We start from the raw sequence: 24,106 nt of genomic DNA, 5'->3' as shown, positions 1-24,106 counted from the left end.
ACCTATCGGATCTGGGTGAGCAGGCAATTGGCATTATACGGCGATGCGGATGACTTCCGTCGCGGCCAAGGCAATTTAAGTATTGCCGGAAGCATGACCCATGCAACCGCATGAGGTCAACGCGGCGATAGATTGCCGACACTGCCGCTCACAGCGGCGCATGCCCCCTACCAAGCATCTACATAGCGCCCCGACGGCTCAGCGGGCCCAGCCACCGCAAAAACCCGTGTGATTTCTGCACGTGTGTCCGCCGGATCAATAACCGTGTCAAACTCTAGCAAACTTGCCGCATTGAGAGCCTTGCCGTTCTCATACAACTTGGCCACCAATCGCTGATATTCCGCCTCGCGCTCCGCTGGATCCTCAATCGCCGCCAGATGGTCCCGATGCCCAAGACGCACCGCCCCCTCAAGCCCCATCGCCCCGACCTCGCCTGTCGGCCAAGCGCAACACAGGTTCGGCCGGTCAAATCCGCCACCCGCCATTGCCATGGCGCCCAGCCCATAGGCTTTTCGCAAAATCACTGTGACCATCGGTTGCGAAAAATGCGCTCCTGCAAGGAATAGGCGCGACACATGCGCCACCTGTCCGGTTTGCTCGATCTCCGGTCCCACCATGAACCCCGGCGTGTCGCACAGCGTCACCACCGCAAGCCCCCAAGCATCACACAGTTGTAGAAACCGCGCGCCTTTGTCAGCGGCCGCCGCATCAATCGCTCCACCAATATGAAGCGGATTATTCGCCAGAACCCCAACCGCACGTCCATGTACGCGCGCAAACCCCGTGATCATGCCGGTGCCAAATCCCCGCCGCAGTTCCAGAAAACTGTCAGCGTCCACCAAGGTCGCAACTGCATCTCGCATGTCATAAGCACGCGTGCGGTCCGCTGGGACAACAGTGCGCGGCGCCTCACCTGACGGATCAACATCACCTGAAGCGTCATGCAGCCCCAACAGGGTTTTTGCGACGGCCACTGCGCCTTCCTCATCCTGCGTCAGGTGATCAATCACACCGTTGGCAACCTGCACCTCCGATGGCCCGATCTCACGCGCATCTACAACGCCAAGCCCACCGCCCTCAATCATCGCCGGACCACCCATTCCGATCCAACTGTTGGTTGTGGCGATGCGCACATCACACACTCCAAACAACGCGGCGTTTCCCGCAAAACACAGCCCCGTCACGATCCCAATTTTTGGCCCCTTGTGCGCCGCAAAATGCCGAAACGAAGGCACATTCAACCCTGCCACCATCATGCCCGCCACGTCACAATCGTTCGGTCGGCCACCGCCGCCCTCGGCAAAAAGCACGATCGGCAGCTCCCCCTCCTTGGCCACCGCGATAAGCCGGTCCATCTTGCGATGGTGATTGTAACCCTGGGTGCCCGCCAACACGGTGTAATCCACCGCCATCGCCGCCACAGGCCGCCCGTTCACAAGGCCCGTGCCGCAAATGATACCGTCCCCTTGGGTCCGGCTTTGCAGTTGATCAAGCGGTCGCTTGCTGCGCTGGGCGGCAACCGCGAAGCCGCCGTATTCGGTAAAACTACCCGCATCAAAAAGATCGTCGATGTTTTCCCGCGCCGTCCGCAGTCCCGCCGCGTGACGCCGCGCCACGGCCTCCGGACGCGCGCCATCCTCGAGCAATGCCCGCCGCGCCTCATACTCAGCGAACTCAGGCCGCGCCTCTGTCTCTTTGGTGTTCACAGCAGATTGCGTCACGGATTGCGGCGAATACGTCACCAGGCGGTCGCCCTCGGCGAGTTCCTGTCCAGCCGTCACATGCACGGCCGCCACAACGCCGCTTTCTGTCGCGCGAATTTCATGCTGCATCTTCATCAGTTCCGTCACAACCAGCACCGCGCCTTTTGCAATCTCGTCGCCCTCCGCGACGCGCACGTCACTCACAATGGCTGGATTGTCTGATTTGATTGTTTTCACGGTGCCCCTCCTCGCGCTCAAACGGCCTCACGATCATGCGCGATGATGCACGGACCACGCAAAGCTCATTTCGCGACGTCACATTAAGAATTGGCAAGAGCGTGAGAAAAGCCAAAAGGTGCCAAAAGCAAAAAAGCCCTCAAGTCTTTACGACTTAAGGGCTTTTTATGGCTCCGGCGGTAGGGATCGAACCTACGACCAATTGATTAACAGTCAACTGCTCTACCGCTGAGCTACGCCGGAACATCTTATCTCAGAAGCACTGTGTTTCTGAAGATGTGGCGCTGTATAGCCACGGTGTTCGGGGACGTCCAGAGCCTTTTTTCAAGTTTTTCACTTTTCGGCAAAAAATCTGTCACCGGCGCTCAAAAACCGCTTCCGCGTGCATCTCACCGACAGGTGAAGATTTGTTTTTTCCTGCTAAATCAACCAAATGAGCAAAAACATTGCGTGTTGCTGCGGGCAACAACACCTCAGGCGTTTCCGTATAGATTTGCCGCGCCAAACCTTCTGCGGTGGCTGATCCTTTCGTCAGGGCATCCAGAATCTCTGCCTCCCGCCCAAGACGATGAGACACCAGCCAGTCCAAACGCTGTTGCGGGTTTTCAATCGGCGCGCCGTGGCCCGCATGAAACACCCGCCAGTCCCGCGCGCTCAGTTTCGCGCAACTGTCCATGAAATCTGTCAAATCCCCGTCTGGCGGCGACACCAGAGAACTGGCCCACCCCATGACGTGATCCCCGACAAAACAGGCATCTCCCCAAGCTAAAGCAATGTGGTTGCCGAAATGGCCAGGTGTGTGAATGACCTCAAGCGCCCAGCCATCACCGTCAATCACATCGCCTTCAGCCACCACCACATCCGGCACAAATGAGGTATCCACGCCCTCTCCTCCGCCAGCCATGCCCCGCGCAGCCAGATCCGCCATCACCGCGCTGCGACCGGCTTGCGGGCCGCCAAACGCCCAGACCTGGCACCCCACGGCAGCTGCCAATCGCGCCGCAAGCGGAGAATGGTCCACATGGGCATGGGTCACAACGACATGGGTGATCCTTTGGCCCGCACCCACCGCATCCAGAATCGCCTCAAGATGCGCGTCGGAATCAGGGCCGGGGTCAATCACACACAACCCGCGCTCGCCCAGAACATAGGTGTTGGTGCCGCGAAACGTCATTGGCGAGGGATTGGGTGCCAACACACGGCGCAATCCGGTGTCCAAAACCTCTGCGTCCCCAACCTTCGGGTCAAATGCCAGAATTTCCGCGTCCATGCTCTTCCCTTCCCGATGCAGTCACGGCAAGGTTTAGCCATGTCTTTCAAGTGGCTCAAACCCTATATGCCCCGCGGCATCTATGCGCGCGCAGCGTTAATCATCATTCTGCCCGTGCTTTTGTTGCAGGTGGCTGTGTCTTTCCAGCTGTTCCGCCGCCATTTTGAAGGCGTGACACAACAAATGTCGACCGCCGCCGCCCGCGAGGTTCAGCTGGTGATCGACCTGTTGAACGATCCGACGCCCACTGCCGACAGCCTCGACCGGGTTCTTTCGAATCTAGACATCACCGTGTCCAAACCAGACAGCCTGTCTCACACCGACACCCGCCTTTGGTATGATTTTTCCGGCCTGATCATCGGCCGCGTTCTGCGCAAAGAAATCCCGACCATGACAGCGCTTCATCTGCGTGATGACCGTATTGTGACGCTTCATCTGCAACTGGACACAGCACCGGTGACTGTCACGTTTGACCGCCGCCGTGTTTCTCCAGCCAATGTTCACCAGCCCTTTGTTACGATGATTTTCTTCGGCTTTGTTCTGACCGTGATCGCCTATGCTTACATGCGCAATCAACTGCGCCCGATCAAACGCCTCGCCAAAGCCGCAGAGGCATTCGGCCGCGGACGCAGCGTCCCCTATAGCCCTGGCGGCGCTGTCGAAGTCCGTGCCGCCGGAAACGCCTTTCTGGATATGCGCAACCGGATCGAACGCTACTTTGAACAGCGTACGCTCATGTTGTCGGGTGTAAGTCACGATCTGCGCACCCCCCTGACCCGCATGAAACTCAGCCTTTCCATGTTGGAAGACGACGAACGTGTTGAACTTGAGCAGGACGTCGAGGAAATGCAGCGCATGATCGACGCCTTTCTCGACTACGCGCGCACCGATTTTGAAACCGAGCACGCGGATGTGGATGCAGCGTCCTTTGTGCGCGAGGTGGTCGACGGCTGTTCCCGTGCTGGCCAGAACGTGACCCTTCACAAAATCGAAGGTGACGGCAGCTTTTCCATCAGCGCCGGCACCGTGCGCCGCGCGGTAGAGAACCTCATCGGCAACGCCGTTCGCTATGGCACTTATGCCGAAGTGTCCCTGCGCATCACCGAAAAATCAGTCCGCATCCGCGTTGAGGACGATGGACCCGGCATCGCCAAAGCGGACCGCGAGCAGGCCGTGAAACCCTTCGCCCGCCTCGATAGCGCCCGAAATCAGAACCAAGGTCCGGGCGTTGGATTGGGCCTGTCCATTGCTGCAGATGTCGCGCGCGCCCACGGCGGCGTGCTGCGCCTGCGCGACAGCGAGCGTTTGGGCGGATTGCGCGCGGATCTGGTGTTTGGTCGGTAATACGTCCTGTTACATCCCCGTCGCGCGACGCACTCCAAATTTCGTTTTGGCTGGAGGCACATCGCGTTTGATTTGGATGGTAGGCAACATCGGAACGGGATTGGCCCGAACGCGCGGCGGTCGTTGGCCGCTTTTTGCACCATTTCTTGCAACCGATGCGGCGTTCTTAGCTGGTCTTTCGCCAGCCAAGGCGAACGACGCCCTCAAATCCTCAGGTTCGTCACAAATGCAAGTCACAGGACAACAGCGGAAATTGGTAGGCCCGGCAGGATTTGAACCCGCAACCAAAGCGTTATGAGCGCTCTGCTCTAACCGTTGAGCTACAGGCCCGCCTACTCACTGTGATTAGGCAAGCCGCCCACTGGCGTCAAGCGCACTTTGGCAAGTTTGAGCGCATGTCCCGCAAAGCGTCTAAATGCCTCGCCATTGGGACAATACAGCGGTTCCCTTTGCTGTCACATTGCAGTAAGGCAATGCGCCAAACCCACCGGTCAAGGATTACGGAAATGAGCGACGGCAAAAACGGCATCACTTACGCAGACGCAGGTGTGGATATCGACGCAGGAAACGCGCTTGTGGAACGCATCAAACCGGCAGCCAAACGCACCAATCGTTCGGGTGTAATGGCGGGCCTTGGGGGCTTTGGTGCGCTCTTTGATCTCAAGGATGCTGGCTACTCCGATCCCATTCTCGTGGGCGCAACCGACGGCGTGGGCACCAAGCTGCGCATCGCGATCGACACCGGCAATGTTGACGGCGTCGGCATCGACCTTGTGGCGATGTGTGTGAACGATCTCGTGTGCCAGGGGGCCGAGCCTCTGTTCTTTCTTGACTACTTCGCGACTGGAAAACTGGAAACTGAAACCGCCGCCCGGATCATCGAAGGCATCGCCGAAGGCTGCTATCAGTCCGGCTGCGCTCTGATCGGTGGTGAGACCGCTGAAATGCCCGGCATGTACGAAGCCGGAGATTTTGACCTCGCAGGCTTCTCAGTGGGCGCGATGGAACGCGGCGCAGACCTGCCTGCTGGCGTAAAAGAAGGCGACGTGCTTCTTGGTCTGGCCTCTAACGGCGTACATTCCAACGGCTACTCGCTGGTGCGTAAACTGGTCGAGGTTTCCGGCCTCAAGTGGGAAGACACCTGCCCGTGGGACGACAGCCAGACCCTTGGCGCCGCCCTGCTCGCCCCCACCCGCCTCTATGTCAAACAGTGCCTCGCAGCCGTCCGCGCAGGCGGCGTACACGCGCTTGCCCACATCACCGGCGGCGGCCTGACCGAAAACCTGCCCCGCGTCCTGCCCGAAGGTCTCGGCGCAAAGATCGACCTTGATACATGGACTCTACCGCCGGTATTCCAATGGCTTGCCGCAACCGGCAACATGGATCAGGCGGAAATCCTGAAAACCTTCAACTCCGGCATTGGCATGATCCTGTCTGTCGAAGCCGATCAGGCCGACGCGCTGGCCGCTCTGCTGACCGCTGAGGGCGAAACTGTTTCCCGCCTTGGCCAAGTGGTGGCGGGCGAAGGCGTCGCCTACACAGGCGCGCTCCTGTGAAAAAACGCGTCGCCATCTTCATCTCCGGCGGGGGCTCCAACATGGTGCGCCTCGTCGAAGACATGGCCGACCCGAACCACCCGGCAGAACCCGTTCTCGTGCTCGCCAACTCCGCCGACGCCGGCGGCCTCGCCAAAGCTGCCGCCATGGGCGTGCCTGTGGTCTCAGTGGATCATCGCCCCTTCAAAGGCGACCGCCCCGCGTTCGAAGCCGCGTTGCAAGCCGAACTGGACAAGGTGACTCCCGACATTTTGTGCCTTGCAGGGTTCATGCGTGTTCTGACCGAAGGCTTTGTCGCCCCTTGGGAAGGCCGGATGCTCAACATTCACCCGTCCCTGCTGCCTAAATACAAAGGTCTGCACACCCACGCCCGCGCGCTCGAAGCCGGTGATGCGGAACATGGCTGCACCGTGCATATGGTTACGCCCCTCCTCGACGATGGCCCCATCCTCGGACAGGCCCGCATCACGGTTCAGACGGCTGACACGCCCGACACCCTAGCCGCCCGCGTCCTGACGCAAGAACACAAACTTTATCCCGCCTGCCTGCGCCGTTTTGCGGCTGGCGACACCACCCGTGTGGACCTGTGAGCCTGCTGTAATTGCATTCTTCACTTTTTCTGCGTAGTGCTGGTGACAACACAGAAAAAGACCAGAGCAAGAAGACAGCCGCCCATGAAAACCCTGACGACCACAGACGCCCTCGCCCAATTCTGCACAGAGGCGCGGGAACATCCTTATGTGACAATCGACACGGAATTCCTGCGCGAACGCACCTACTATTCCAAACTCTGTCTCGTACAACTCGCGATGCCAGGAGAAACAGATGACAATGCGGTTCTGGTTGATCCGTTGGCCGACGGCATGTCGCTTGAACCGCTCTATGAGCTTTTTCGTGACACGTCTGTTGTCAAAGTGTTCCACGCCGCCCGTCAAGATCTGGAAATCTTCTTTGTCGAAGCCGGAGTATTCCCTGAACCCCTCTTTGACACGCAAGTCGCGGCAATGGTCTGCGGCTTTGGCGAACAAGTGGGCTATGAAACTCTCGTGCGCCGCATCGCAAAAGGCTCCGTCGACAAAAGCTCTCGCTTCACCGACTGGTCCCGCCGCCCGCTCAGCGACGCTCAAAAAACCTATGCGTTGGCCGATGTGACCCATCTGCGCAAAATCTACGAATTTCTGGCCGCGCAGCTGGTAAAATCTGAGCGCACACATTGGGTACAAGAAGAAATTGGCATCCTGACCAATCCCGACACCTATATCATTCAGCCTGAAAACGCTTGGAAACGTGTGAAAACCCGCACGACCTCGCCCAAGTTTCTTGCCATTGTGCGTGAACTTGCCAAATTCCGCGAGGCCTATGCGCAGGAGCGCAACGTCCCCCGCAACCGCGTGTTCAAAGATGATGCCTTGGTGGAACTGGCCTCCACCAAACCGCGCAACATCGGTGATCTTGGCAAATCCCGCCTGCTGCTGCGCGAGGCCCGCAAAGGCGACATCGCAGACGGTATTCTGAGGGCCATCGCAGCGGGTGTGAACTGTCCCGCCGACGACATGCCACGCGTGCCACGCAAAGACGACAAGCTGCAGGTCAACCCCGCACTTGCCGATCTACTGCGCGTGCTGCTCAAGGCCAAGACCGAAACCTCGGGTGTCGCGCCGAAACTCATCGCCTCTGCCTCCGACCTTGACGCACTTGCCTCCGGCCAACGCGACGTTGCCGCGCTGTCGGGCTGGCGGCGTGAAGTGTTCGGCGATGACGCCCTGCGCCTTTGTGATGGTGAAATCGCCCTCGCAGCCAAAGGCGCGCAGGTTGTCGCAATAAAGCTCTAAACGCCTATTTTTTAGAGGTTTTCACAATCGCCTTGGCCAAAGCCGAGGCCAATCCCGGTGTGATCGCGCCCAGCGGGTTCTTGGCCATATTCCTGATCGCATCCGTCGCTGTCTTGGCCTCATTCGCCGCCGCGCGCACTTCAGCCTCAAGGTCTTCCAGCGCCATGTCGCGAACTTCGGCCACCGCGTCCACCTCTTCGCCGACCGACGCGTTGCCCGCCGTCAGAACAAGGCCAATCGCCAAAACCAGATTGACCAAAGCCACAATCAGCGCCGCGCTGGCACCCGACATGACCTCAGACAGCGCCAGAAATCCGGCCACGTTGAGCATCACCAGCCCAACACCCGCCGCCACCAAAGCTGCGGCCACCAAACCGGTCTGCTTGCGAAACACCGCCATGTGACGCTGTGCAATCAACCGTTCAGATCTCAGAATAATCGAAATGTTGCGTGAAATTCTGTTGCTCATGGCCGCCTCCTAGCGTGCACGTCCAATCAAATACCCAACCGCCAGCGCTCCAAGCGCCAGCATCACAGGCTGTTTTTGCGGCAATTCTTCCAGCGCAGTCACAATATCGGACAGGCTGTCTTCCCAACTCTCGTGCTCGGTGTCTTCCTCCGGCTCCAGCGCTGGCTCTTCTTCTTTGAGGTCTCGTGCCGGCTGACGTTCCAATTCCGCACGAAGCCGCAACACCTCTGCTTCCAGTTCCGCCTTTGTCGCCATCACTGCATCTCCTTGCTGTCTTCTGTAGTCGGCACATCATCCACCATCAACCGCCCGTCGCCCGACATCAACACCGCCACTGTCCGCGTGGCCTTGATATGAGACAACACGATCAACATACACACCGTGATCGGCACGCTCAAAAAGGCTCCGGCGATCCCCCAAATCGCGGTCCAGAAAGTCAGCGCCAAAATCACCATCAGCGTCGACAAATTCAACGACCGCCCCGTGATTGCGGGCTCGACCACATTGCCAATGCCAAACTGCACAACTCCACAGCCCAGAAGGATAATCAGAAAAGGCGTAAACGTTTCAAACTGCACCAAAGCGACTATGCTCGGGATCGCCACACCAATCATCGACCCCAGCGTGGGAATGAAATTCAGCAAAAATATCAGCACCGCCCAGGTTTCGGCAAAATCCAGCCCGACCGGCTTCATGAAGCAATAGCTACCCAGACCGGTCAGAATGCTCACGAATGTCTTGATCCCGACATAGCGCTGCAAGCCAAGCGACACGCCTTCACCCATCTTCTGCACGCGCTCAAGCACCTCAGGATCCGGAAACGCAATCTCCAGTTTGCGCGCCATCGGACGCCGCTCCACCATCATGAACGGAATATAAAGCAGCACCAACAACAACCCGCTCAGAAACCCACCCGCCGAACTGATCGCGCCGGTGGCAAACCCCGTGATTTCCATCTCGGCCAAAGCGGCCTTGGCGGCCTCAAAATTCTGATCGCCAACCAGCGAAACAATCCGCGACAGGATGCTGTCAAACCGCGCCTCATAACGCGGCACTGCCTCGCTGACCGATCCTGCCTGTGCGGCAAAAATCGACACGATCACCCACAGGCCGAACAACACCACGCAAAGCGCGCCCAAATGCGCAACAACACCAGGCAACTTGCGCCCGCCAACCCGCACGTCATTCACCCGATCCACGATCGCCGTCACCAACACAAAAAGAAGAATGGCGATGGACAAAGGAACCAGCACCTCTGCCGCATAGACCAGCCCCGCAACAAGAAAAAATGCGCTGACCACGAAATACATCAACGGCCGCATCACCGATTGTCCGCTGCTCATCTGTGTCCCTCGCGACCTGTGGTTAAAACCTGTCACCCAATCGAGAGCGACCGTTCCGTTGCGCCAACACTGGCGACCAAGCCTCTCTCAATCAAGGGTTTTTCAACAGGCCTGCCTACACATACCCTGTGTATCTGGCGCAACATCGGCAAGAATTCTCCCAAATTCCGGCATCCAAGCGGCACAACTTCATGCCATGATCGCCGGACAGAGCGCGCCACAAGGCGCCACACGGGCACAGACCCGACCACATTGAGGAGCAGTTTCATGCCTTACGTCACCACACCGGCCGGCCAAAAACCCGCGCCCACCACCAAACCGGAAACAAAATCCCAACCCAAGCCGGAAAAACCCAAGCCTATTTTCACAGACTGGGCCTCCATCTGACGGTTGCGCTCTCTTCGCAGCCCACTAATCTGCGACCATGAGCACGCCCATCTCAAGCATCCGCAATCTCGGCCCCGCTTACGAGCAGGCCTGCGCCCGCGCAGGCATCACAACGGCTGAAGAAATCCGCGATTTGGGCCCGGACGAAACCTATGCGCGCCTTTTGAAATCCGGCACACGCCCGCATTTCATCGGTTACTATGTTCTTGTGATGGGCCTTCAGGGGCGCCCGTGGAACGACTGCAAGGGCCGCGAAAAAGACGCCCTTCGCAAACGCTTTGACGCGATCAAGGCCTCGTCTCATGACAAAGGCCGCTCTGATCTGGAAATCGCACTGGACATGATCGGCGTCATCGAAAAGCGTTCCTGATCTTCCTATTGCCAAAAATACCTCGGGGAGAGCGAGGGGCTGGCCTCTCGCCCGAAACATCAAGCCAAAGAAAAACGCGAGAGGTTGCCCTCCCGCGTTTCAAACTCATCCGAATGGACTGTAGTAGGCTTAGCCCACCAGCTCCAAACCGGAGAAGAAGTATGCAATTTCTACCGCTGCGGTTTCCGGAGCGTCGGAACCGTGTACGGAGTTTTCGCCAACAGATTCTGCAAACTCGGCGCGGATGGTGCCCGGTGCTGCGTCTGCTGGGTTGGTTGCACCCATAACTTCGCGGTTTTTCGCGATGGCGCCTTCGCCTTCCAGAACCTGAGCAACGATCGGCTCGGACGCCATGAATTCGCACAGTTCGTCATAGAACGGACGCTCGGCGTGCACAGCATAGAAAACGCCAGCTTGCGCTTTGGTCAGGTGGATGCGCTTTTGTGCAACGATGCGTAGGCCAGCTTCTTCGAACTTGGCGTTGATCGCGCCTGTCAGGTTGCGGCGGGTTGCATCGGGTTTGATGATCGAGAAGGTGCGTTCCAGAGCCATGTCTGTGATCCTTGTAATTGTGGCGCGGACACCTTGCCCGCTTCCGGTTCCAAATTGGCGCCCCGATACCACGGGATTGCGCACTTGAAAAGCAGTGATTGACGCCGCGCCTCGCATGGGTCACACCGCGCCCATGCTCAAGATTTCAGACATCTCCTATTCCGTCGAAGGCCGCCCCCTCTTTGAGGACGCTTCCGCCACCATCCCACCCGGTCACAAGGTTGGCCTGATCGGACGCAACGGCGCGGGCAAGACCACGCTTTTCCGCCTGATCCGTGGGGAGTTGTCTCTTGAAGGCGGCTCCATCACCCTGCCCCAGCGCGCCCGCATCGGCGGCGTCGCACAGGAGGTGCCCTCCAACGAAGTTTCACTGATCGACACGGTTCTGGCCGCAGACACCGAACGCGCCGACCTCTTGGCGGAATCAGAAACCGCAACCGACCCCGCCCGCATTGCTGAAATTCAGACCCGACTGACCGACATCGACGCTTGGTCGGCCGAAGCCCGCGCGGGCTCAATCCTCAAGGGCCTCGGCTTTGACCACGAAGACCAACTGCAACCCTGCTCCGCCTACTCGGGCGGCTGGCGGATGCGTGTTGCGCTGGCGGCGGTGCTCTTTTCGCAGCCCGACTACCTGCTGCTCGACGAACCGACCAACTACCTCGATCTCGAGGGCGCGCTGTGGCTGGAAAACTATCTGGTCAAATACCCGCACACCGTTTTGATCATCAGCCACGACCGCGAACTGCTGAACCGCTCCGTGGGCGCGATCCTGCATCTGGATGAGCGCAAACTAACCTACTACACCGGCCCCTACGACCAATTCGCCCGCCAACGGGCCGAACAACGCGCCGTGCAGGCCGCAGCCGCCAAGAAACAACAGGCCCAACGCGAACACCTGCAGGCCTTTGTTGACCGTTTCAAAGCCAAGGCATCCAAAGCGAAACAAGCGCAAAGCCGCGTAAAAATGCTGGAGAAGATGACCCCGATCACCGCGCCCGAAGATGCGGCGCGCGTGGTCTTCACCTTCCCCACACCCGAAGAGCTCTCCCCGCCGATCATCGCGATCGAAGGCGGCTCAACGGGCTATGGCGACACGGTGGTCCTGAAAAACCTCGATCTGCGCATTGATCAGGACGACCGCATCGCGCTCTTGGGCAAAAACGGTCAAGGTAAATCCACGCTGGCCAAACTGCTGTCCTCCCGCCTTGAACCCATGGGCGGCAAGTTCACCTCCTCTTCAAAGCTGCGCATCGGTTTCTTTGCCCAGCACCAGGTGGATGAACTTTACGTCGACGAAACCCCGATCCAGCACCTGACGCGCGAACGCCCCGCCGAAGGCCAAGCCCGTCTGCGCGCCCGCCTTGCCGGATTTGGCCTTGGCGCAGCACAGGCCGAAACCGAGGTCGGACGCCTGTCCGGCGGCCAAAAGGCGCGCCTCTCGCTCCTGCTGGCAACGCTGGATGCGCCACACCTGTTGATCCTTGACGAACCGACCAACCACCTCGACATCGAAAGCCGCGAAGCTTTGGTTGAAGCGCTCACCGCCTACACCGGTGCCGTCATTCTGGTCAGCCACGACATGCACCTGCTGACGCTGGTTGCCGACCGCCTCTGGCTGGTCAAAGACGGCACAGTGAAACCTTATGAGGAAGACCTGCAGGCCTACCGTAAACTGCTGCTGACCGCCGAGAAACCGGCAGGTAGCAAAGCCAAGGCCGCCAAACCCGCGCCCAAACGCGCCTCCCGTGACGACATCCTCGCGCTACGCGCCGAGGTGCGCAAATGCGAGGCCCGCGTCGAAAAGCTCAACGAGATGTCCGACAAGCTGGCCAAGAAGCTCGCCGATCCAACGCTTTATGAGGATACCAAATTGGGCGAGATGGAAGTCTGGCAAAAGAAATACGGCGAGGTTCGCGATGCGCAGGATCGCGCCGAGGATCTCTGGATGAAGGCGCTTGAAAAGCTTGAAAAAGCCGAAGCCTGACTGTTAGCGTCACCGGACCACCTGCATTTGGACTGACTTATGGAATCGGCAGCTCTCGTCACCGCCTTTGTGACGCTTTTTGTGATCATCGACCCGATTGGCCTTTTGCCGATCTATATTTCATTGACACAGGGCGTGCCGACCCGCGAACGCCGCGCCATCGCAATGCGCGCATGCCTTATCGCGGCTGTTTTGCTCTCGGTCTTTGCCTTCCTTGGCGAGGCTGTCCTCGGCTTTGTCGGCATCTCCATGCCCGCCTTCCGCATCGCCGGCGGCCTTTTGCTGTTCTTCACCGCCTTTGACATGCTCTTTGAACGGCGCACCAAACGGCGCGAAGGTCAGGCTGAAGAGGCCGAAGAAGAAGACTACGACGATCCCTCCGTCTTTCCGATGGCGATGCCGCTGATCGCTGGCCCCGGAGCGATCACCACCGTGATCCTTCTGGTCGGTCAATATGACGACACCCAATCCAAGATTTTGATGTTGGCAATGGCCTTGGCCGTGGTCGCTCTTCTTTTTGTGCTTTTCCTGACCGCAGGTTTTTTCGAGCGCGCGTTGGGCCGCACCGGCATCAACGTCGTCACCCGCCTTTTCGGCATGCTGCTGGCGGCGCTGGCGGTGCAGTTCATACTCGATGGTTTGAGCGACGTAGGACTTCTGGGCTAGCCCTTTTTCTGAGGAAATTCTGCCCTTTGTCCCTCACAGGAGGTTTCCATGACAGGCGATGATTTTGGCCATCTGGCCTATCTATTGGTGATATTGGTATTTGTCGGTTTCTGGGTGTTTGGCTCACAACGCCAAAGAGTCAGCAAATCGATCCAACACCTCGCAATCTGGGGGCTTATCTTCCTCGGTGCAATTGCTGCGGTCGGCCTTTGGGACGACATCCGCTCCACCGTGCAACCGGTGCAAACCGTGATGCAGGACGAAAACCGCATCGAACTGCCCCGCGCCCCCGACGGCCATTTCCACGCCACGTTGGTGATAAACGGCCAGTCCGTGAAATTCATCGTGGATACCGGCGCCAGCGACATGGTGCTGTCCAAACAAGACGCCACCCGCGCCGGATTGGACCCCGATAATCTCCCCTATTTCGGCCGCGCCATGACCGCCAACGGCGAAGTCAAAACCGCCTTCGTGCGTCTGGACGAGGTCCGGTTCGGAAGCTTCACAGACCGCAACGTCGCCGCGAGCGTGAACGGCGGAGAGATGTCGGGGTCACTGTTGGGAATGAGCTATCTGAACCGCTTTGCGCAGATCACGATCGCCGGAAACAAACTGATTTTGACGCGTTAGAAAAACAACGCCGAGGATAAGCTGTTCGTTGAGATCGTAAAACAACCACCTAATTTTTGTTACGCTCCGATGTTTTTCGCCCTCTCCTGCTGTCATCAGTTTACTGGAGACACCAAATATGAAGACCCGAAAACTGTATCTGGGCCCGCTTACCGACAACCGGCGCTGGGACATGGTGGCAATCCGTCCCGACGATGTGTTTGTCGTCACTCCGCCCAAAAGCGGCACAACATGGATGCAAACCATCGTCGCCCTTCTGCTTTCGGGAGATCCCGAAGTCGAAACCGACTTGGCAATGAAAATGCCATGGGTCGATTTTCGCATGCGGGAAATGTCGGACGTCGCAGAACGCATTGAGGCGATGCAGCATCGGCGCAGCCTGAAAAGCCACACACCGATGGATGGGCTGCCACTAGATGACAACGCGCAATATATCTGTGTGTTTCGCCACCCTCTCGATGTGCATTTTTCTTTCAGACAGCACGTCCGCAACATCCCTCTGGCGTGGTTTGATGCATGGTATCCCGAAGATGACCCCGACCGCATCGCTATCCGCCGGTTTCTGGACGGCGGAGCAGAAGGCTTTGACGCCGACAACACCCCGCTTGCGCATATCCTGCGACACTACAAAGCAGCAGTCGCGCTTGCCGATCGCCCGAATGTTTCGCTTTTTCACTATGCCGACATGGTCAGGGATTTGCCGTCAACCGTAGCAAGGCTGTCTACTCTTTTGGGCACTTCGTACTCAGAGAGTGTCATCGAACAACTTGTTTCGGCTGCCACTTTCGCAAATATGAAAAACAAAGCCGACCGCTACGTGCCGGCTGGCGGCAAGGGTTTCTTCAAATCAGACACCGACTTTTTCCACAGCGGAACGAGAGGCAAATGGCACGGCCAGCTGACCGATGCCGAACTGGCAACCTATGACGCGATCATGTGCGCGGAATTGCCTTCAGATCAGCGCGAATGGCTCGAGCATGGGTCAGGTGACATGTCGGACTAGGAAGTGGTCGGCAATGTGCCTATGCCTCTTCCTTCTCCGCCTTCTTCTGCCAGTTCCCGCTTTCCTCAGACCAATACTGCGCCGCACAGCCCGCATCCGTCAGCGTTTTCCACTGCGTACGCGCATAGGCCACCGCTTCCATGTCGTGCCCGTCAAACAGGATACACACCCGCTCGGCGTCCTTCACCTCCTGCGCGGACACCACCGCCCCGTCCACCGACATGATACAGGTCGCCGCATTGGGCACCGCCACATCCGTCGTCAACAGGATCGGCTGCAACGCATCATGCGGCCCGCCAGAAACCCCATGCGCCAGAAAGCTATCTGGCCCCTGCGACCAGAGCTTTTCGTCCAGCCACATCATGCGGCCGTGATCGGTGCCGCGCACCACAATCCGCCAGCCAGCACCCCGTGCCTTTTCCAAAAGGATCGGCAGGGTCGCGTCCATCGGCCTTTGCGTCAGGTGGTAAAAATATGCGGCACCCAAAGGACTTATGCCTCGAACTTATCAGCAACCATGCGGCTGAGCGCCATCACGCCCCAGCCCGTCGCGCCTTTCGGCGCCATGGCGGTTTCGCCCGAGACACTGGCCACGCCCGCGATATCAAGGTGAATCCACGGCGTGCCGTCCTGCACAAAACGATGCAGGAATTCTGCCGCCGTAATTGACCCCGCTGGCCGACCACCCACGTTCTTCAGATCCGCAATCCGGCTCTTAAGCTGATCGGCATAGGCTTTGCCCAACGGCAAGCGCCACGCGCCCTCTTTCTCGGCATCTGCCGCCTTCAGGAACCCGTTGCAGAACGCATCATCGTTGGAAAACACACCTGCATTGTGATGTCCCAACCCGATGATCACGGCACCCGTCAACGTCGCCAGATCAACCATGCCAACAGGCTGGAACCGCTCTTGCGCATAATGCATCACGTCGCACAGAACCAAGCGCCCCTCGGCATCGGTGTTGATCACCTCGATTGTATCGCCCTTCATCGAAGTCACAACATCGCCCGGGCGGGTTGCATTGCCCGATGGCATGTTCTCCACAAGCCCAACAAGCCCAACCACATTGGCCTTTGCTTTGCGCAGCGCCAGCGCCTTCATCGCGCCCGCAACCACGCCTGCGCCGCCCATGTCCATGGTCATCTCTTCCATGCCCGCCGCGGGCTTCAGGCTGATGCCGCCGGTGTCAAAAACAACGCCTTTGCCGACCAAAGCCAGCGGCGCACTTTTGTCCTCCGCGCCAGTCCATTGCATGACAACCACTTTGGACGGGCTGACAGAGCCCTGCCCCACGGACAACAACGCGCCCATGCCAAGTTCTTGAAGCTTTTCTTCCTCAAGCACCTCAACATCCACGCCATAAGATTTCAGCGCCACCAGACGGTCTGCAAATTCCGTGGTGGTCAAAACATTCGCCGGCTCATTCACCAGATCACGGGTAAAGAACACACCCTCGGCCACAGCCAGCAACGGTGCCGCCGCTGTTTCCACTTCCGCGGGCTTGGACGCCATCACGGTCACAGCGCGCGCATCCTCGGCGGCCTCCGCCGATTTGTGCTGATCAAAGCCGTAATCGCGCAACGCAAGCCCCGCGACAATCTCCGCCGCTTTGGGGTGGTTGCCCAACATCGCAAGCAACTCGGATGCTCCGCGACGCTTGGCCAGAGCCGCACCGGCTTTCCGCGCATCCTCGACCGAACATTGGCGTGGCAAATAAACGATGTCGACCGCCTTCGCCGCCATGCCCGCAGGCCATTCCAGCGTGACCACGTCGCCCAATTTTGCAGTTTCGGCCTTCGCTTCATGCATCCGCGCCACCGCGCCCTTGCTCAGCCTGTTCACCCGCCGTGCTTCTTGTCCGAGGTTGCCTTCCACCGGCACCAAAACCGCCACGCGCCCCTCGGCAGTTGCGATCGCATCCAGATCGGTTTCGACAAAGGTGAACTTCAGAACTTCAACCACGACACTCTCCATGTGCATTGCTTTGTCCAAGACCTACCGCGCCGACCTCTCATTGACCAGATAGCAGTTTTAAGCGCCGCACATTTCAACTAAAGTCCGGCAAAACACTTGGAACAAAACTTGGGGGATTCTGAGCGGTGAGCCGATTTGACAGATATATCCTGTCACAGCTCCTGACTCTGTTTGGCTTTTTTGCACTGGTTCTGGTGTCGGTCTACTGGGTCAATCGGGCGGTTGTCTTATTTGACACGCTGATTGCCAGCGGTCAGAGCGTATCTGTGTTTTTGGGCCTGACCGTCCTCAGCCTTCCAAATGTGATCCGCCTCGTGTTGCCTGTCGCGGTCTTTGCAGCCACGGTTTACGCCACCAACCGCCTTTCCAGCGAAAGCGAACTGACTGTGATGCAAGCAACAGGGTTCAGCCCATGGCGACTGGCCAAACCCGTTCTCTTTTTCGGTGTCGCTGTGGCCCTCATGATGAGCGTCTTGACCCATTTTCTCGTGCCCTCCAGCCTACTGGAGCTAAACAAGCGCCAAAATGAGATCACAGCCAACGTCACCGCGCGCCTTCTGACCGAAGGCACGTTTCTGCACCCCACATCCGGTATCACATTCTACATCCGCGAAATCAGCAATGATGGCGTTTTGCGGGACGTGTTCCTCTCGGACCGCCGCTCACCCACGGCCACCACCACCTACACCGCAGCAGAGGCCTATCTGGTGAACGATGCTACAGGCCCGAAGCTGGTGATGGTCAACGGGCTTGCTCAGCAACATGACACGCCGTCGGATCAATTGCTGACAACCAATTTCGCGGATTTTTCTTATGATATCAGCGCGCTTTCAACCAACGAAGCCACTGCTCCCAAGGGCATCAAACACATCAGCACGCGCAAATTGTTGACCCAAGCCGAATTGGTGTCCGAACAAACCGGCCGCCCGCTGGGCGACATCACTTACGAAGCACACGGTCGCATTGCCCAGGCCACGGTCTGCATTGTCTTTGCCATCGTTGCTTTCGCGGTCTTGCTACTGGGCGGGTTTTCCCGCTTTGGCATGTGGCGGCAAATCCTCATTGCCTTTGTGCTTCTGATCGTTCTGGAAGCCGCAAAGACAACCGTCGTGGATCCGGTCCGCAAGGACGCGGACCTTTGGCCTCTGGTCTACATGCCCACCCTGCTGGGCGCTGTCCTTGGTGCCTTTTTGCTGCGCATGGCCTCCGGGCCCCTGCGCGTCCGGAGGCAGGCCGCATGACTGTACACTACTATTTCGCCCGAAAGTTCCTCTGGGTGTTGTTGGGCATCACCGCCATCCTTTTTGTGTTGATGGCGCTGATCGACCTTATGGAACAATTGCGCAAATTCGACGTTGAGGAAGTCGGGTTTGACACCGTGTTGCAACTGACCCTTCTGCGCACGCCCGAGGGGCTCTATCAACTTCTGCCGCTGATTGTGATCCTTGCCACAGTCACGCTGTTCATCAACCTATCGCGCACTTCTGAACTGGTTGTTGTGCGCGCCTCGGGCCGTTCGGCCATTGTCTCTGTGGTGTCACCCATGGCTGTGGCCCTACTATTGGGGCTCTTGGCCATCAGCTCTTTCAACCCGATCGTGGCAGCCACATCCGTTCTTTATGGCGAAAAATCCGATGCCCTTCAAACCGCAGGGCGGAACGCCCTGTCTCTCTCGGACGAAGGCATCTGGCTACGCCAAGGAAGCGCACAGGGTCAGGCCGTGATCCACGCCGCGCGCACCAATCCCGACGCCACCGTGTTCCAGAATGTAACCATCGTCGCCTATGCACCCGATGGCGGCCCCCTGCGCCGGATCGAAGCCTTGTCGGCCAAGTTGATTGACGGAGCATGGGAATTGACGGCTGCCAAGGAATGGCCGCTTCAACACGGTCTGAACGCCGAAGCCAATGCCATTACCCACAATATCTTGGTTCTTGAAAGCAGCCTCACACCCGATCGCATCCGAGACCGCTTTGGCAAACCCTCCGCAATTCCGATCTGGGATCTTCCGAAGTTCATCAACGAACTGCAGATTGCAGGCTTTTCGGCCCGCCGCCATTTGGTTTGGTTTCATATGGAACTGGCACAACCGCTGTTTCTTGTAGCCATGGTCATGATCGCCTCGGCCTTCACGATGCGCCATACACGATTTGGCAATACCGGCGTTGCTGTTCTCGTGACCATTCTCATCGGCTTCAGCCTCTACTTTGTCCGAAACTTCGCACAGATTCTCGGAGAAAGCGGTCAAATTCCGGTGCTTCTCGCTGCGTGGGCACCGCCTGTGGCCAGCATTTTGTTGGCCTTGGGCATTCTTTTGCATATGGAAGACGGATGAAGACTGCTGCCCGCCGAAACTGCCCACGGCCTTCCGCCCGTCACCGCAAGTCGCGGCTGTTTGCAGCGTTGCTGACGGCCGCTGTTCTGGGCCAACCGGCCACCGCACAGCTCCTCACTCCGCCCACTATCGAGGAACCTCAAAACATCGTTCTGGTTGCCGACAGCGTCTTTGTCACCGGCAACAACCGTTTGACCGCCAAAGGCAATGTCGAGGCTTTGGGCGATGACACCCGTCTGCTTGCCAGAGAAATCATCTACGATGCCGCAGAGGAAAAGATCTACGTCAAAGGCCCAATCCGCATCTATCAGGGTGACAACATCGTTATTCTCGCTTCTGAGGCCGAACTGGACACCGACCTGCGAAACGGGCTTTTGCGCAGCGCCCGCATGGTGCTGAGCCAGCGCACCCAAATGGCGGCCACCCAGATCAACCGAGTCGACGACCGCTACAACGTCCTGACCAAAACCACTGTCAGCTCTTGCCGTGTTTGCGACAGCAACGAACCTCCGCTTTGGTCGATCCGTGCCCACCGCGTCGTGCACGACGAAGAAGAACGTCAGGTCTATTTTGACCACGCCAGCCTATTGGTACGCGATGTGCCAGTGTTCTATTTCCCGCACCTCCGTATGCCGGATCCGACACTTGACCGTGCCCGCGGTTTCTTGATCCCGACCATTCGCACCACATCGCTGCTCAGCTACGGTCTAAAAGCGCCCTACTTTATTCCGCTGGGCCGCAGCAGGGACATCACGCTGACCCCCTATGTGTCGTCTGAAACCAAAACGCTGGAGTTGCGCTACAGGCAGGCCTTCAAAAAAGGCAACATAGAACTCAACGGTGCGGTCAGCGACGACACCATCCGGCCAAACGACACCCGAAGCTACCTTTTTGCGGAAGGCCGCTTTGATCTGGCGCGGGATTATGTGTTCAGCTTTGATCTCAAAGCCACATCTGACGACAGTTACCTGAACGAATATGACTATTCCGATGATGATCGCCTGAACAGCGACATCACCCTGAGCCGCAGCAAGCGGGACGAAAACACCCGCTTTGCGCTGTTGCATTTCCAATCCCTACGCGACACTGAAGACAATAAGTTCCTGCCTACGGTTGTTGCCGTTGCCGAAACAGAGCGACGCTATTTCCCCGTCGGCATCGGGGGGGAACTGCGCACTTCCGCCGAAATTCATGGCCACTACCGCGAAGCCGCCGCCGATGTGGTTGGCCGCGATGTTTTGCGCGCCAACGCCAGCATGCTCTGGCGGCGCAACTGGACGTTTGACAACGGCCTGCGGACCGCAGCCACTGGCGAACTCGCCTTTGACGCCTTCCGCACCTACAACGATTCCACCGTTTCCAGCTTTGACCACGCCGTGACCCCTACTGTTGCGATGGAAATGCGCTACCCCATGAGCAAGGTCGGCGCGGATGGTGCCACCTATATTCTGGAACCGGTTGCACAGCTCGCCTGGTCGACCACCAACAATCTCGACGTCGCCAACGACGAAAGCACCCGTATCGAGTTTGACGAGGGCAACCTGTTGTCTTTGTCGCGCTTCACCTCTTATGACCGCCGCGAGCGCGGTGTACGGGGCGCGGCCGGCCTGAATTGGTCCCGCCACAGCAAAGAAGACTGGCGCGCAAACTTCACCATCGGCCAGATCTACCGCGACACTGTGGACGCCAACTTCACTCAAAGCTCCGGCCTCTCCGGCACCACATCCGACTTTCTGCTCGCCGGCCAGTTTGCCAATCCAAACGGCCTCTCGGTCAGTGGCCGCACCCTTCTGGGCACCGACGGCAACCTGTCCAAAGCCGCAGCCCGTCTTGGCTGGACCAACCAGCGCCTGTGGCTCGATGCCAGCTTTATCTGGCTTGACGCCGACCCTGCCGAAGGCCGTACAGATGTGCTTTCGGAGTGGGCTCTGGACAGCACCTACCGCGTGAGCCAGCACTGGACCGGTCTTTTTGACTGGCGTTTTGATGCGGGCACCGGGCGCACCGCCGAAGCCGGCGTCGGTCTGGAATACAGAAACGAATGTATGAAAGTTGAACTTTCGCTCTCGCGGAAATTTTCAACATCCACTACCGTTCAATCGGACACCAAATTCGGCCTTTCCGTTTCCCTTCTCGGGTTTGCGGTCAAAGCCCAAGACAAAAGCTACGACCGCACATGCGGCTGACAACACAGGAAAGACCTAACGACATGACAACGGGCCTTCTCAAACGCTTTGCACTGTCCGCCTTCCTTGCGGCCTCCACGATTGGTCTGCACGGCGGCCCCGTCTTGGCGCAGGGCGCGTTTTCTCCGGCAGTGACCGTCAACGATCAAGTCGTCACCAACTACGAAATCGACCAGCGTGCACGCCTGCTTACGGTTATGAACACGCCAGGAGACACCTTCGAAGAAGCCAAAAAGCAATTGATCGATGACCGCCTGAAAGTTCAGGCCGCGCGCATCGTCGGCATTTCCGTCCCCGAAGAAGGCGTGCAAGCCGGCCTCGCCGAGTTCGCGCAACGGGTCAACATGGATCCCGAAAGCCTGATCAAAGCACTCGCCGGTGAAGGCATCGACGAAGAAACCATGCGCGCTTTCATCATTTCCGGCATCACTTGGCGCGGATTTGTACAGGCCCGATTTGGCGGCAACGTGGAGATCACCGAAGAAGAAATCGACCGCGCGATTGCGTCCAATTCCGGCTCCGGTGGCCTGAATGTGCTGCTGTCCGAGATTGTCATTCCGATCACGCCGCAAACACAGGCACAGGTTCTTGGCCTTGTGGAACAGCTAAGCGAAATCCGCTCGTTTGACGAATTCGAACAGGCGGCCCGCACCTACTCCCAGTCCCCCACCAAAGACGATGGCGGTCGAATTCAATGGATGAGCGTGACCAATCTGCCGCCACAGCTTCGCCCCCTGATCGCGGCCCTTTCACCCGGCGAAGTGACCGCTCCGGTTCAGCTTCCCAATGCTGTGGCCCTGTTCCAGATGCGCCGCGTCGAAGAAGCCACCGCGCCTGCGCCGCGCTACTCGGCCATTGACTATGCAATCCACTATCTGCCCGGCGGCCGGTCTGCCGAAACCCTTGCCAAAGCTCAGGAACTCGCCGACCGCATCGACCGCTGCGACGATCTTTACGGCATCAACAAGGGACAGCCACCTGAACTTCTGGTGCGCAACTCCGAGGCCCCCGGAGAGATCCCACGCGACATCGCGCTTGAACTGGCCAAGCTGGATGAGAACGAAATCTCCACCGCACTCACCACCTCTGACGGCCAAAACCTGTTGATGCTGATGCTCTGCGGCCGCACCGCAGAACTCGGAGAAGAGCTTTCACGAGACGAAGTTGCCAACATCCTGCGCAACCAACGTCTTGAAAACTATGCAGAAAGCCACCTCAGCCAGTTGCGCGCGCAGGCCCGCATCATCGAACAATGACAGCGCCCATCGCCGTCAGCTGCGGCGAACCGGCCGGCGTCGGCCTTGAGATCATCGAAAAAGCCTGGACCGCACTCAAAGACGATTTGAGCTTTTTCCTGATCGCCGACCCTGCGCATTTGCACGCCACGGTGCCAGTGCAGGAAATCCGATCTCCTGCCCAAGCCGCCGACGTGATGCTCAACGCCCTGCCGCTTTTGGCGCATCCCTTTGCCGGTATACGCACCGCGGGCGCGCCTGATCCGCAAAACGCCGAAGGTGTGATCACAGCCATTTCCCGCGCCGCCGACTTCGCCCTGACCGGCGCGGCCTCCGCCGTCTGCACCCTGCCGATCCACAAAAAGGCTCTCAAGGACGGCGCCGATTTCCCCTATCCCGGGCACACCGAATACCTCGCCCATTTGGGCAAAGTGGACCGCGTGGTGATGATGCTGGCCTCTGATCAACTGCGCGTCGTGCCTACCACCATCCACATCGCGCTCAAGGATGTGCCCACTGCCCTGACGCCGGACCTTCTGCGCGACACCATACGCATCACTGGCGCGGGGCTGCGCACACAATTCGGCATCGCAAATCCCCGCCTCGCCGTGGCCGGCCTCAACCCGCACGCGGGCGAAGGCGGCGCGATGGGCCTTGAAGACATGGACACCATCGCGCCCGTTCTCGATCAGATGCGTGCCGAAGGCTATGATCTCTCCGGCCCCCTGCCCGCCGACACGATGTTTCACGCCCGCGCCCGTGCCAATTACGACGCCGCCATCTGCGCCTACCACGACCAAGCCCTTATCCCGATCAAGACGCTGGATTTTGACCGCGGCGTGAATGTCACCCTTGGCCTGCCTTTCATCCGCACCTCACCCGATCACGGCACGGCTTTTGACATCGCGGGCCAAGGCATCGCCAATCCAACAAGCACCATTGAAGCGTTGCGCATGGCGTGGCGTATGGCGCAAGCCTCTTGACCCTTCTTGCTTGCCCAAATACTCCCGCCGGAGGCATCACATCT

22 protein-coding genes and 2 tRNA genes are annotated in these 24,106 nt (G+C 58.7%); 14 read left to right on the top strand and 10 right to left on the bottom strand.

Translation table 11 applies throughout. The features are described 5' to 3' along the window. Positions 1–167 precede the first annotated feature (167 nt). From BM069_RS02970 to BM069_RS02960, 3 genes are all read right to left on the bottom strand, one after another. Positions 168–1,940: a carboxyl transferase domain-containing protein gene (locus tag BM069_RS02970; RefSeq protein WP_093320047.1), complete on the bottom strand. Its 1,773-nt coding sequence runs from the start codon at positions 1,938–1,940 to the stop codon at positions 168–170. A gap of 168 nt (positions 1,941–2,108) precedes the next feature. Next, positions 2,109–2,183 (bottom strand) — tRNA-Asn (locus BM069_RS02965). A gap of 112 nt (positions 2,184–2,295) precedes the next feature. Continuing rightward, the gene (locus BM069_RS02960; RefSeq protein ID WP_093320044.1) at positions 2,296–3,210 is read right to left on the bottom strand and encodes an MBL fold metallo-hydrolase; all 915 of its coding nucleotides are present in this window, start codon (positions 3,208–3,210) and stop codon (positions 2,296–2,298) included. 39 nt (positions 3,211–3,249) lie between these two features. On the opposite strand from BM069_RS02960, the gene BM069_RS02955 reads away from it, so the two are divergent. Then, complete coding sequence (locus BM069_RS02955) at positions 3,250–4,554, top strand: ATP-binding protein (RefSeq protein WP_093320042.1); 1,305 nt, start codon at positions 3,250–3,252, stop codon at positions 4,552–4,554. A 254-nt stretch (positions 4,555–4,808) separates the two neighbouring features. Here BM069_RS02955 and BM069_RS02950 read toward each other — a convergent pair. Continuing rightward, positions 4,809–4,884 (bottom strand) — tRNA-Ile (locus tag BM069_RS02950). 176 nt (positions 4,885–5,060) lie between these two features. On the opposite strand from BM069_RS02950, the gene purM reads away from it, so the two are divergent. The 3 genes from purM to rnd all read left to right on the top strand — a co-directional run bounded on the left by purM (position 5,061) and on the right by rnd (position 7,942). Further along, positions 5,061–6,110 (top strand): phosphoribosylformylglycinamidine cyclo-ligase, encoded by a 1,050-nt coding sequence (purM, locus tag BM069_RS02945; protein ID WP_093320038.1) that lies wholly within the window; start codon positions 5,061–5,063, stop codon positions 6,108–6,110. After that, positions 6,107–6,700 carry a phosphoribosylglycinamide formyltransferase gene (gene purN / locus BM069_RS02940; RefSeq protein WP_093320034.1) on the top strand — a complete coding sequence of 198 codons (594 nt, stop codon included), beginning with the start codon at positions 6,107–6,109 and terminating at the stop codon, positions 6,698–6,700. The genes purM and purN overlap by 4 nt, the downstream gene beginning before the upstream one ends. An 84-nt stretch (positions 6,701–6,784) precedes the next feature. Continuing rightward, positions 6,785–7,942 carry a ribonuclease D gene (rnd, locus tag BM069_RS02935; protein WP_093320031.1) on the top strand — a complete coding sequence of 386 codons (1,158 nt, stop codon included), beginning with the start codon at positions 6,785–6,787 and terminating at the stop codon, positions 7,940–7,942. Between the two features lie 4 nt (positions 7,943–7,946). Here rnd and BM069_RS02930 read toward each other — a convergent pair whose 3' ends face one another. Genes BM069_RS02930 through BM069_RS02920 form a run of 3 tightly spaced genes read right to left on the bottom strand, consistent with a single transcriptional unit; the run spans position 7,947 to position 9,754 of the window. After that, on the bottom strand, positions 7,947–8,411 hold the full coding sequence (locus BM069_RS02930; RefSeq protein WP_093320028.1) for a hypothetical protein: 465 nt from the start codon (positions 8,409–8,411) through the stop codon (positions 7,947–7,949). 9 nt (positions 8,412–8,420) lie between these two features. Further along, positions 8,421–8,666, bottom strand: a complete 246-nt coding sequence (locus tag BM069_RS02925; RefSeq protein WP_093320025.1) for a hypothetical protein — start codon at positions 8,664–8,666, stop codon at positions 8,421–8,423. Further along, complete coding sequence (locus BM069_RS02920) at positions 8,666–9,754, bottom strand: AI-2E family transporter (RefSeq protein WP_093320023.1); 1,089 nt, start codon at positions 9,752–9,754, stop codon at positions 8,666–8,668. The genes BM069_RS02925 and BM069_RS02920 overlap by 1 nt, the downstream gene beginning before the upstream one ends. 424 nt (positions 9,755–10,178) lie before the next feature. On the opposite strand from BM069_RS02920, the gene BM069_RS02915 reads away from it, so the two are divergent. Continuing rightward, complete coding sequence (locus BM069_RS02915) at positions 10,179–10,511, top strand: TfoX/Sxy family DNA transformation protein (RefSeq protein ID WP_093320020.1); 333 nt, start codon at positions 10,179–10,181, stop codon at positions 10,509–10,511. A gap of 129 nt (positions 10,512–10,640) precedes the next feature. Here BM069_RS02915 and ndk read toward each other — a convergent pair whose 3' ends face one another. Next, positions 10,641–11,063, bottom strand: coding sequence for a nucleoside-diphosphate kinase (gene ndk / locus BM069_RS02910; RefSeq protein ID WP_093321267.1), 423 nt, complete (start codon positions 11,061–11,063; stop codon positions 10,641–10,643). A gap of 133 nt (positions 11,064–11,196) precedes the next feature. Here ndk and BM069_RS02905 point away from each other — a divergent pair, with 133 nt between their 5' ends. From BM069_RS02905 to BM069_RS02890, 4 genes are all read left to right on the top strand, one after another. Beyond that, positions 11,197–13,050 (top strand): ABC-F family ATP-binding cassette domain-containing protein, encoded by a 1,854-nt coding sequence (locus tag BM069_RS02905; RefSeq protein ID WP_093321264.1) that lies wholly within the window; start codon positions 11,197–11,199, stop codon positions 13,048–13,050. Between the two features lie 39 nt (positions 13,051–13,089). After that, positions 13,090–13,716, top strand: coding sequence for a MarC family protein (locus tag BM069_RS02900; protein ID WP_093320018.1), 627 nt, complete (start codon positions 13,090–13,092; stop codon positions 13,714–13,716). 48 nt (positions 13,717–13,764) lie between these two features. Further along, positions 13,765–14,346 carry a retropepsin-like aspartic protease family protein gene (locus tag BM069_RS02895; protein WP_093320015.1) on the top strand — a complete coding sequence of 194 codons (582 nt, stop codon included), beginning with the start codon at positions 13,765–13,767 and terminating at the stop codon, positions 14,344–14,346. A gap of 118 nt (positions 14,347–14,464) precedes the next feature. After that, positions 14,465–15,349, top strand: a complete 885-nt coding sequence (locus tag BM069_RS02890; RefSeq protein WP_093320012.1) for a sulfotransferase domain-containing protein — start codon at positions 14,465–14,467, stop codon at positions 15,347–15,349. Between the two features lie 19 nt (positions 15,350–15,368). On the opposite strand, the gene BM069_RS02885 is transcribed toward BM069_RS02890, so the two are convergent. Together BM069_RS02885 and BM069_RS02880 are read right to left on the bottom strand one after the other, a co-directional pair. After that, positions 15,369–15,836 carry a DNA polymerase III subunit chi gene (locus BM069_RS02885; RefSeq protein WP_093320010.1) on the bottom strand — a complete coding sequence of 156 codons (468 nt, stop codon included), beginning with the start codon at positions 15,834–15,836 and terminating at the stop codon, positions 15,369–15,371. Between the two features lie 5 nt (positions 15,837–15,841). Continuing rightward, positions 15,842–17,311, bottom strand: coding sequence for a leucyl aminopeptidase (locus tag BM069_RS02880; RefSeq protein ID WP_244503508.1), 1,470 nt, complete (start codon positions 17,309–17,311; stop codon positions 15,842–15,844). A gap of 137 nt (positions 17,312–17,448) precedes the next feature. Here BM069_RS02880 and lptF point away from each other — a divergent pair, with 137 nt between their 5' ends. The 5 genes from lptF to pdxA are packed head-to-tail and all read left to right on the top strand — an operon-like array spanning position 17,449 to position 24,062. Next, the gene (lptF, locus tag BM069_RS02875; RefSeq protein ID WP_093320007.1) at positions 17,449–18,564 is read left to right on the top strand and encodes an LPS export ABC transporter permease LptF; all 1,116 of its coding nucleotides are present in this window, start codon (positions 17,449–17,451) and stop codon (positions 18,562–18,564) included. Then, positions 18,561–19,658 (top strand): LPS export ABC transporter permease LptG, encoded by a 1,098-nt coding sequence (gene lptG, locus BM069_RS02870; RefSeq protein WP_093320004.1) that lies wholly within the window; start codon positions 18,561–18,563, stop codon positions 19,656–19,658. Before lptF ends, lptG begins: the two co-directional genes overlap by 4 nt. Continuing rightward, the gene (locus BM069_RS02865; RefSeq protein ID WP_093320000.1) at positions 19,655–21,844 is read left to right on the top strand and encodes an LPS-assembly protein LptD; all 2,190 of its coding nucleotides are present in this window, start codon (positions 19,655–19,657) and stop codon (positions 21,842–21,844) included. The genes lptG and BM069_RS02865 overlap by 4 nt, the downstream gene beginning before the upstream one ends. A 23-nt stretch (positions 21,845–21,867) precedes the next feature. After that, the gene (locus BM069_RS02860) at positions 21,868–23,100 is read left to right on the top strand and encodes a peptidylprolyl isomerase (protein ID WP_093319996.1); all 1,233 of its coding nucleotides are present in this window, start codon (positions 21,868–21,870) and stop codon (positions 23,098–23,100) included. Next, positions 23,097–24,062: a 4-hydroxythreonine-4-phosphate dehydrogenase PdxA gene (pdxA, locus tag BM069_RS02855; protein WP_093319993.1), complete on the top strand. Its 966-nt coding sequence runs from the start codon at positions 23,097–23,099 to the stop codon at positions 24,060–24,062. Before BM069_RS02860 ends, pdxA begins: the two co-directional genes overlap by 4 nt. Positions 24,063–24,106 lie beyond the last annotated feature (44 nt).

Origin of the sequence: Shimia haliotis (assembly GCF_900114415.1) — a bacterium.
Classification (GTDB): domain Bacteria; phylum Pseudomonadota; class Alphaproteobacteria; order Rhodobacterales; family Rhodobacteraceae; genus Shimia; species Shimia haliotis.
Note: the sequence above shows the minus strand (reverse complement) of the source record. Positions and strands in the feature narration are given on the sequence as shown.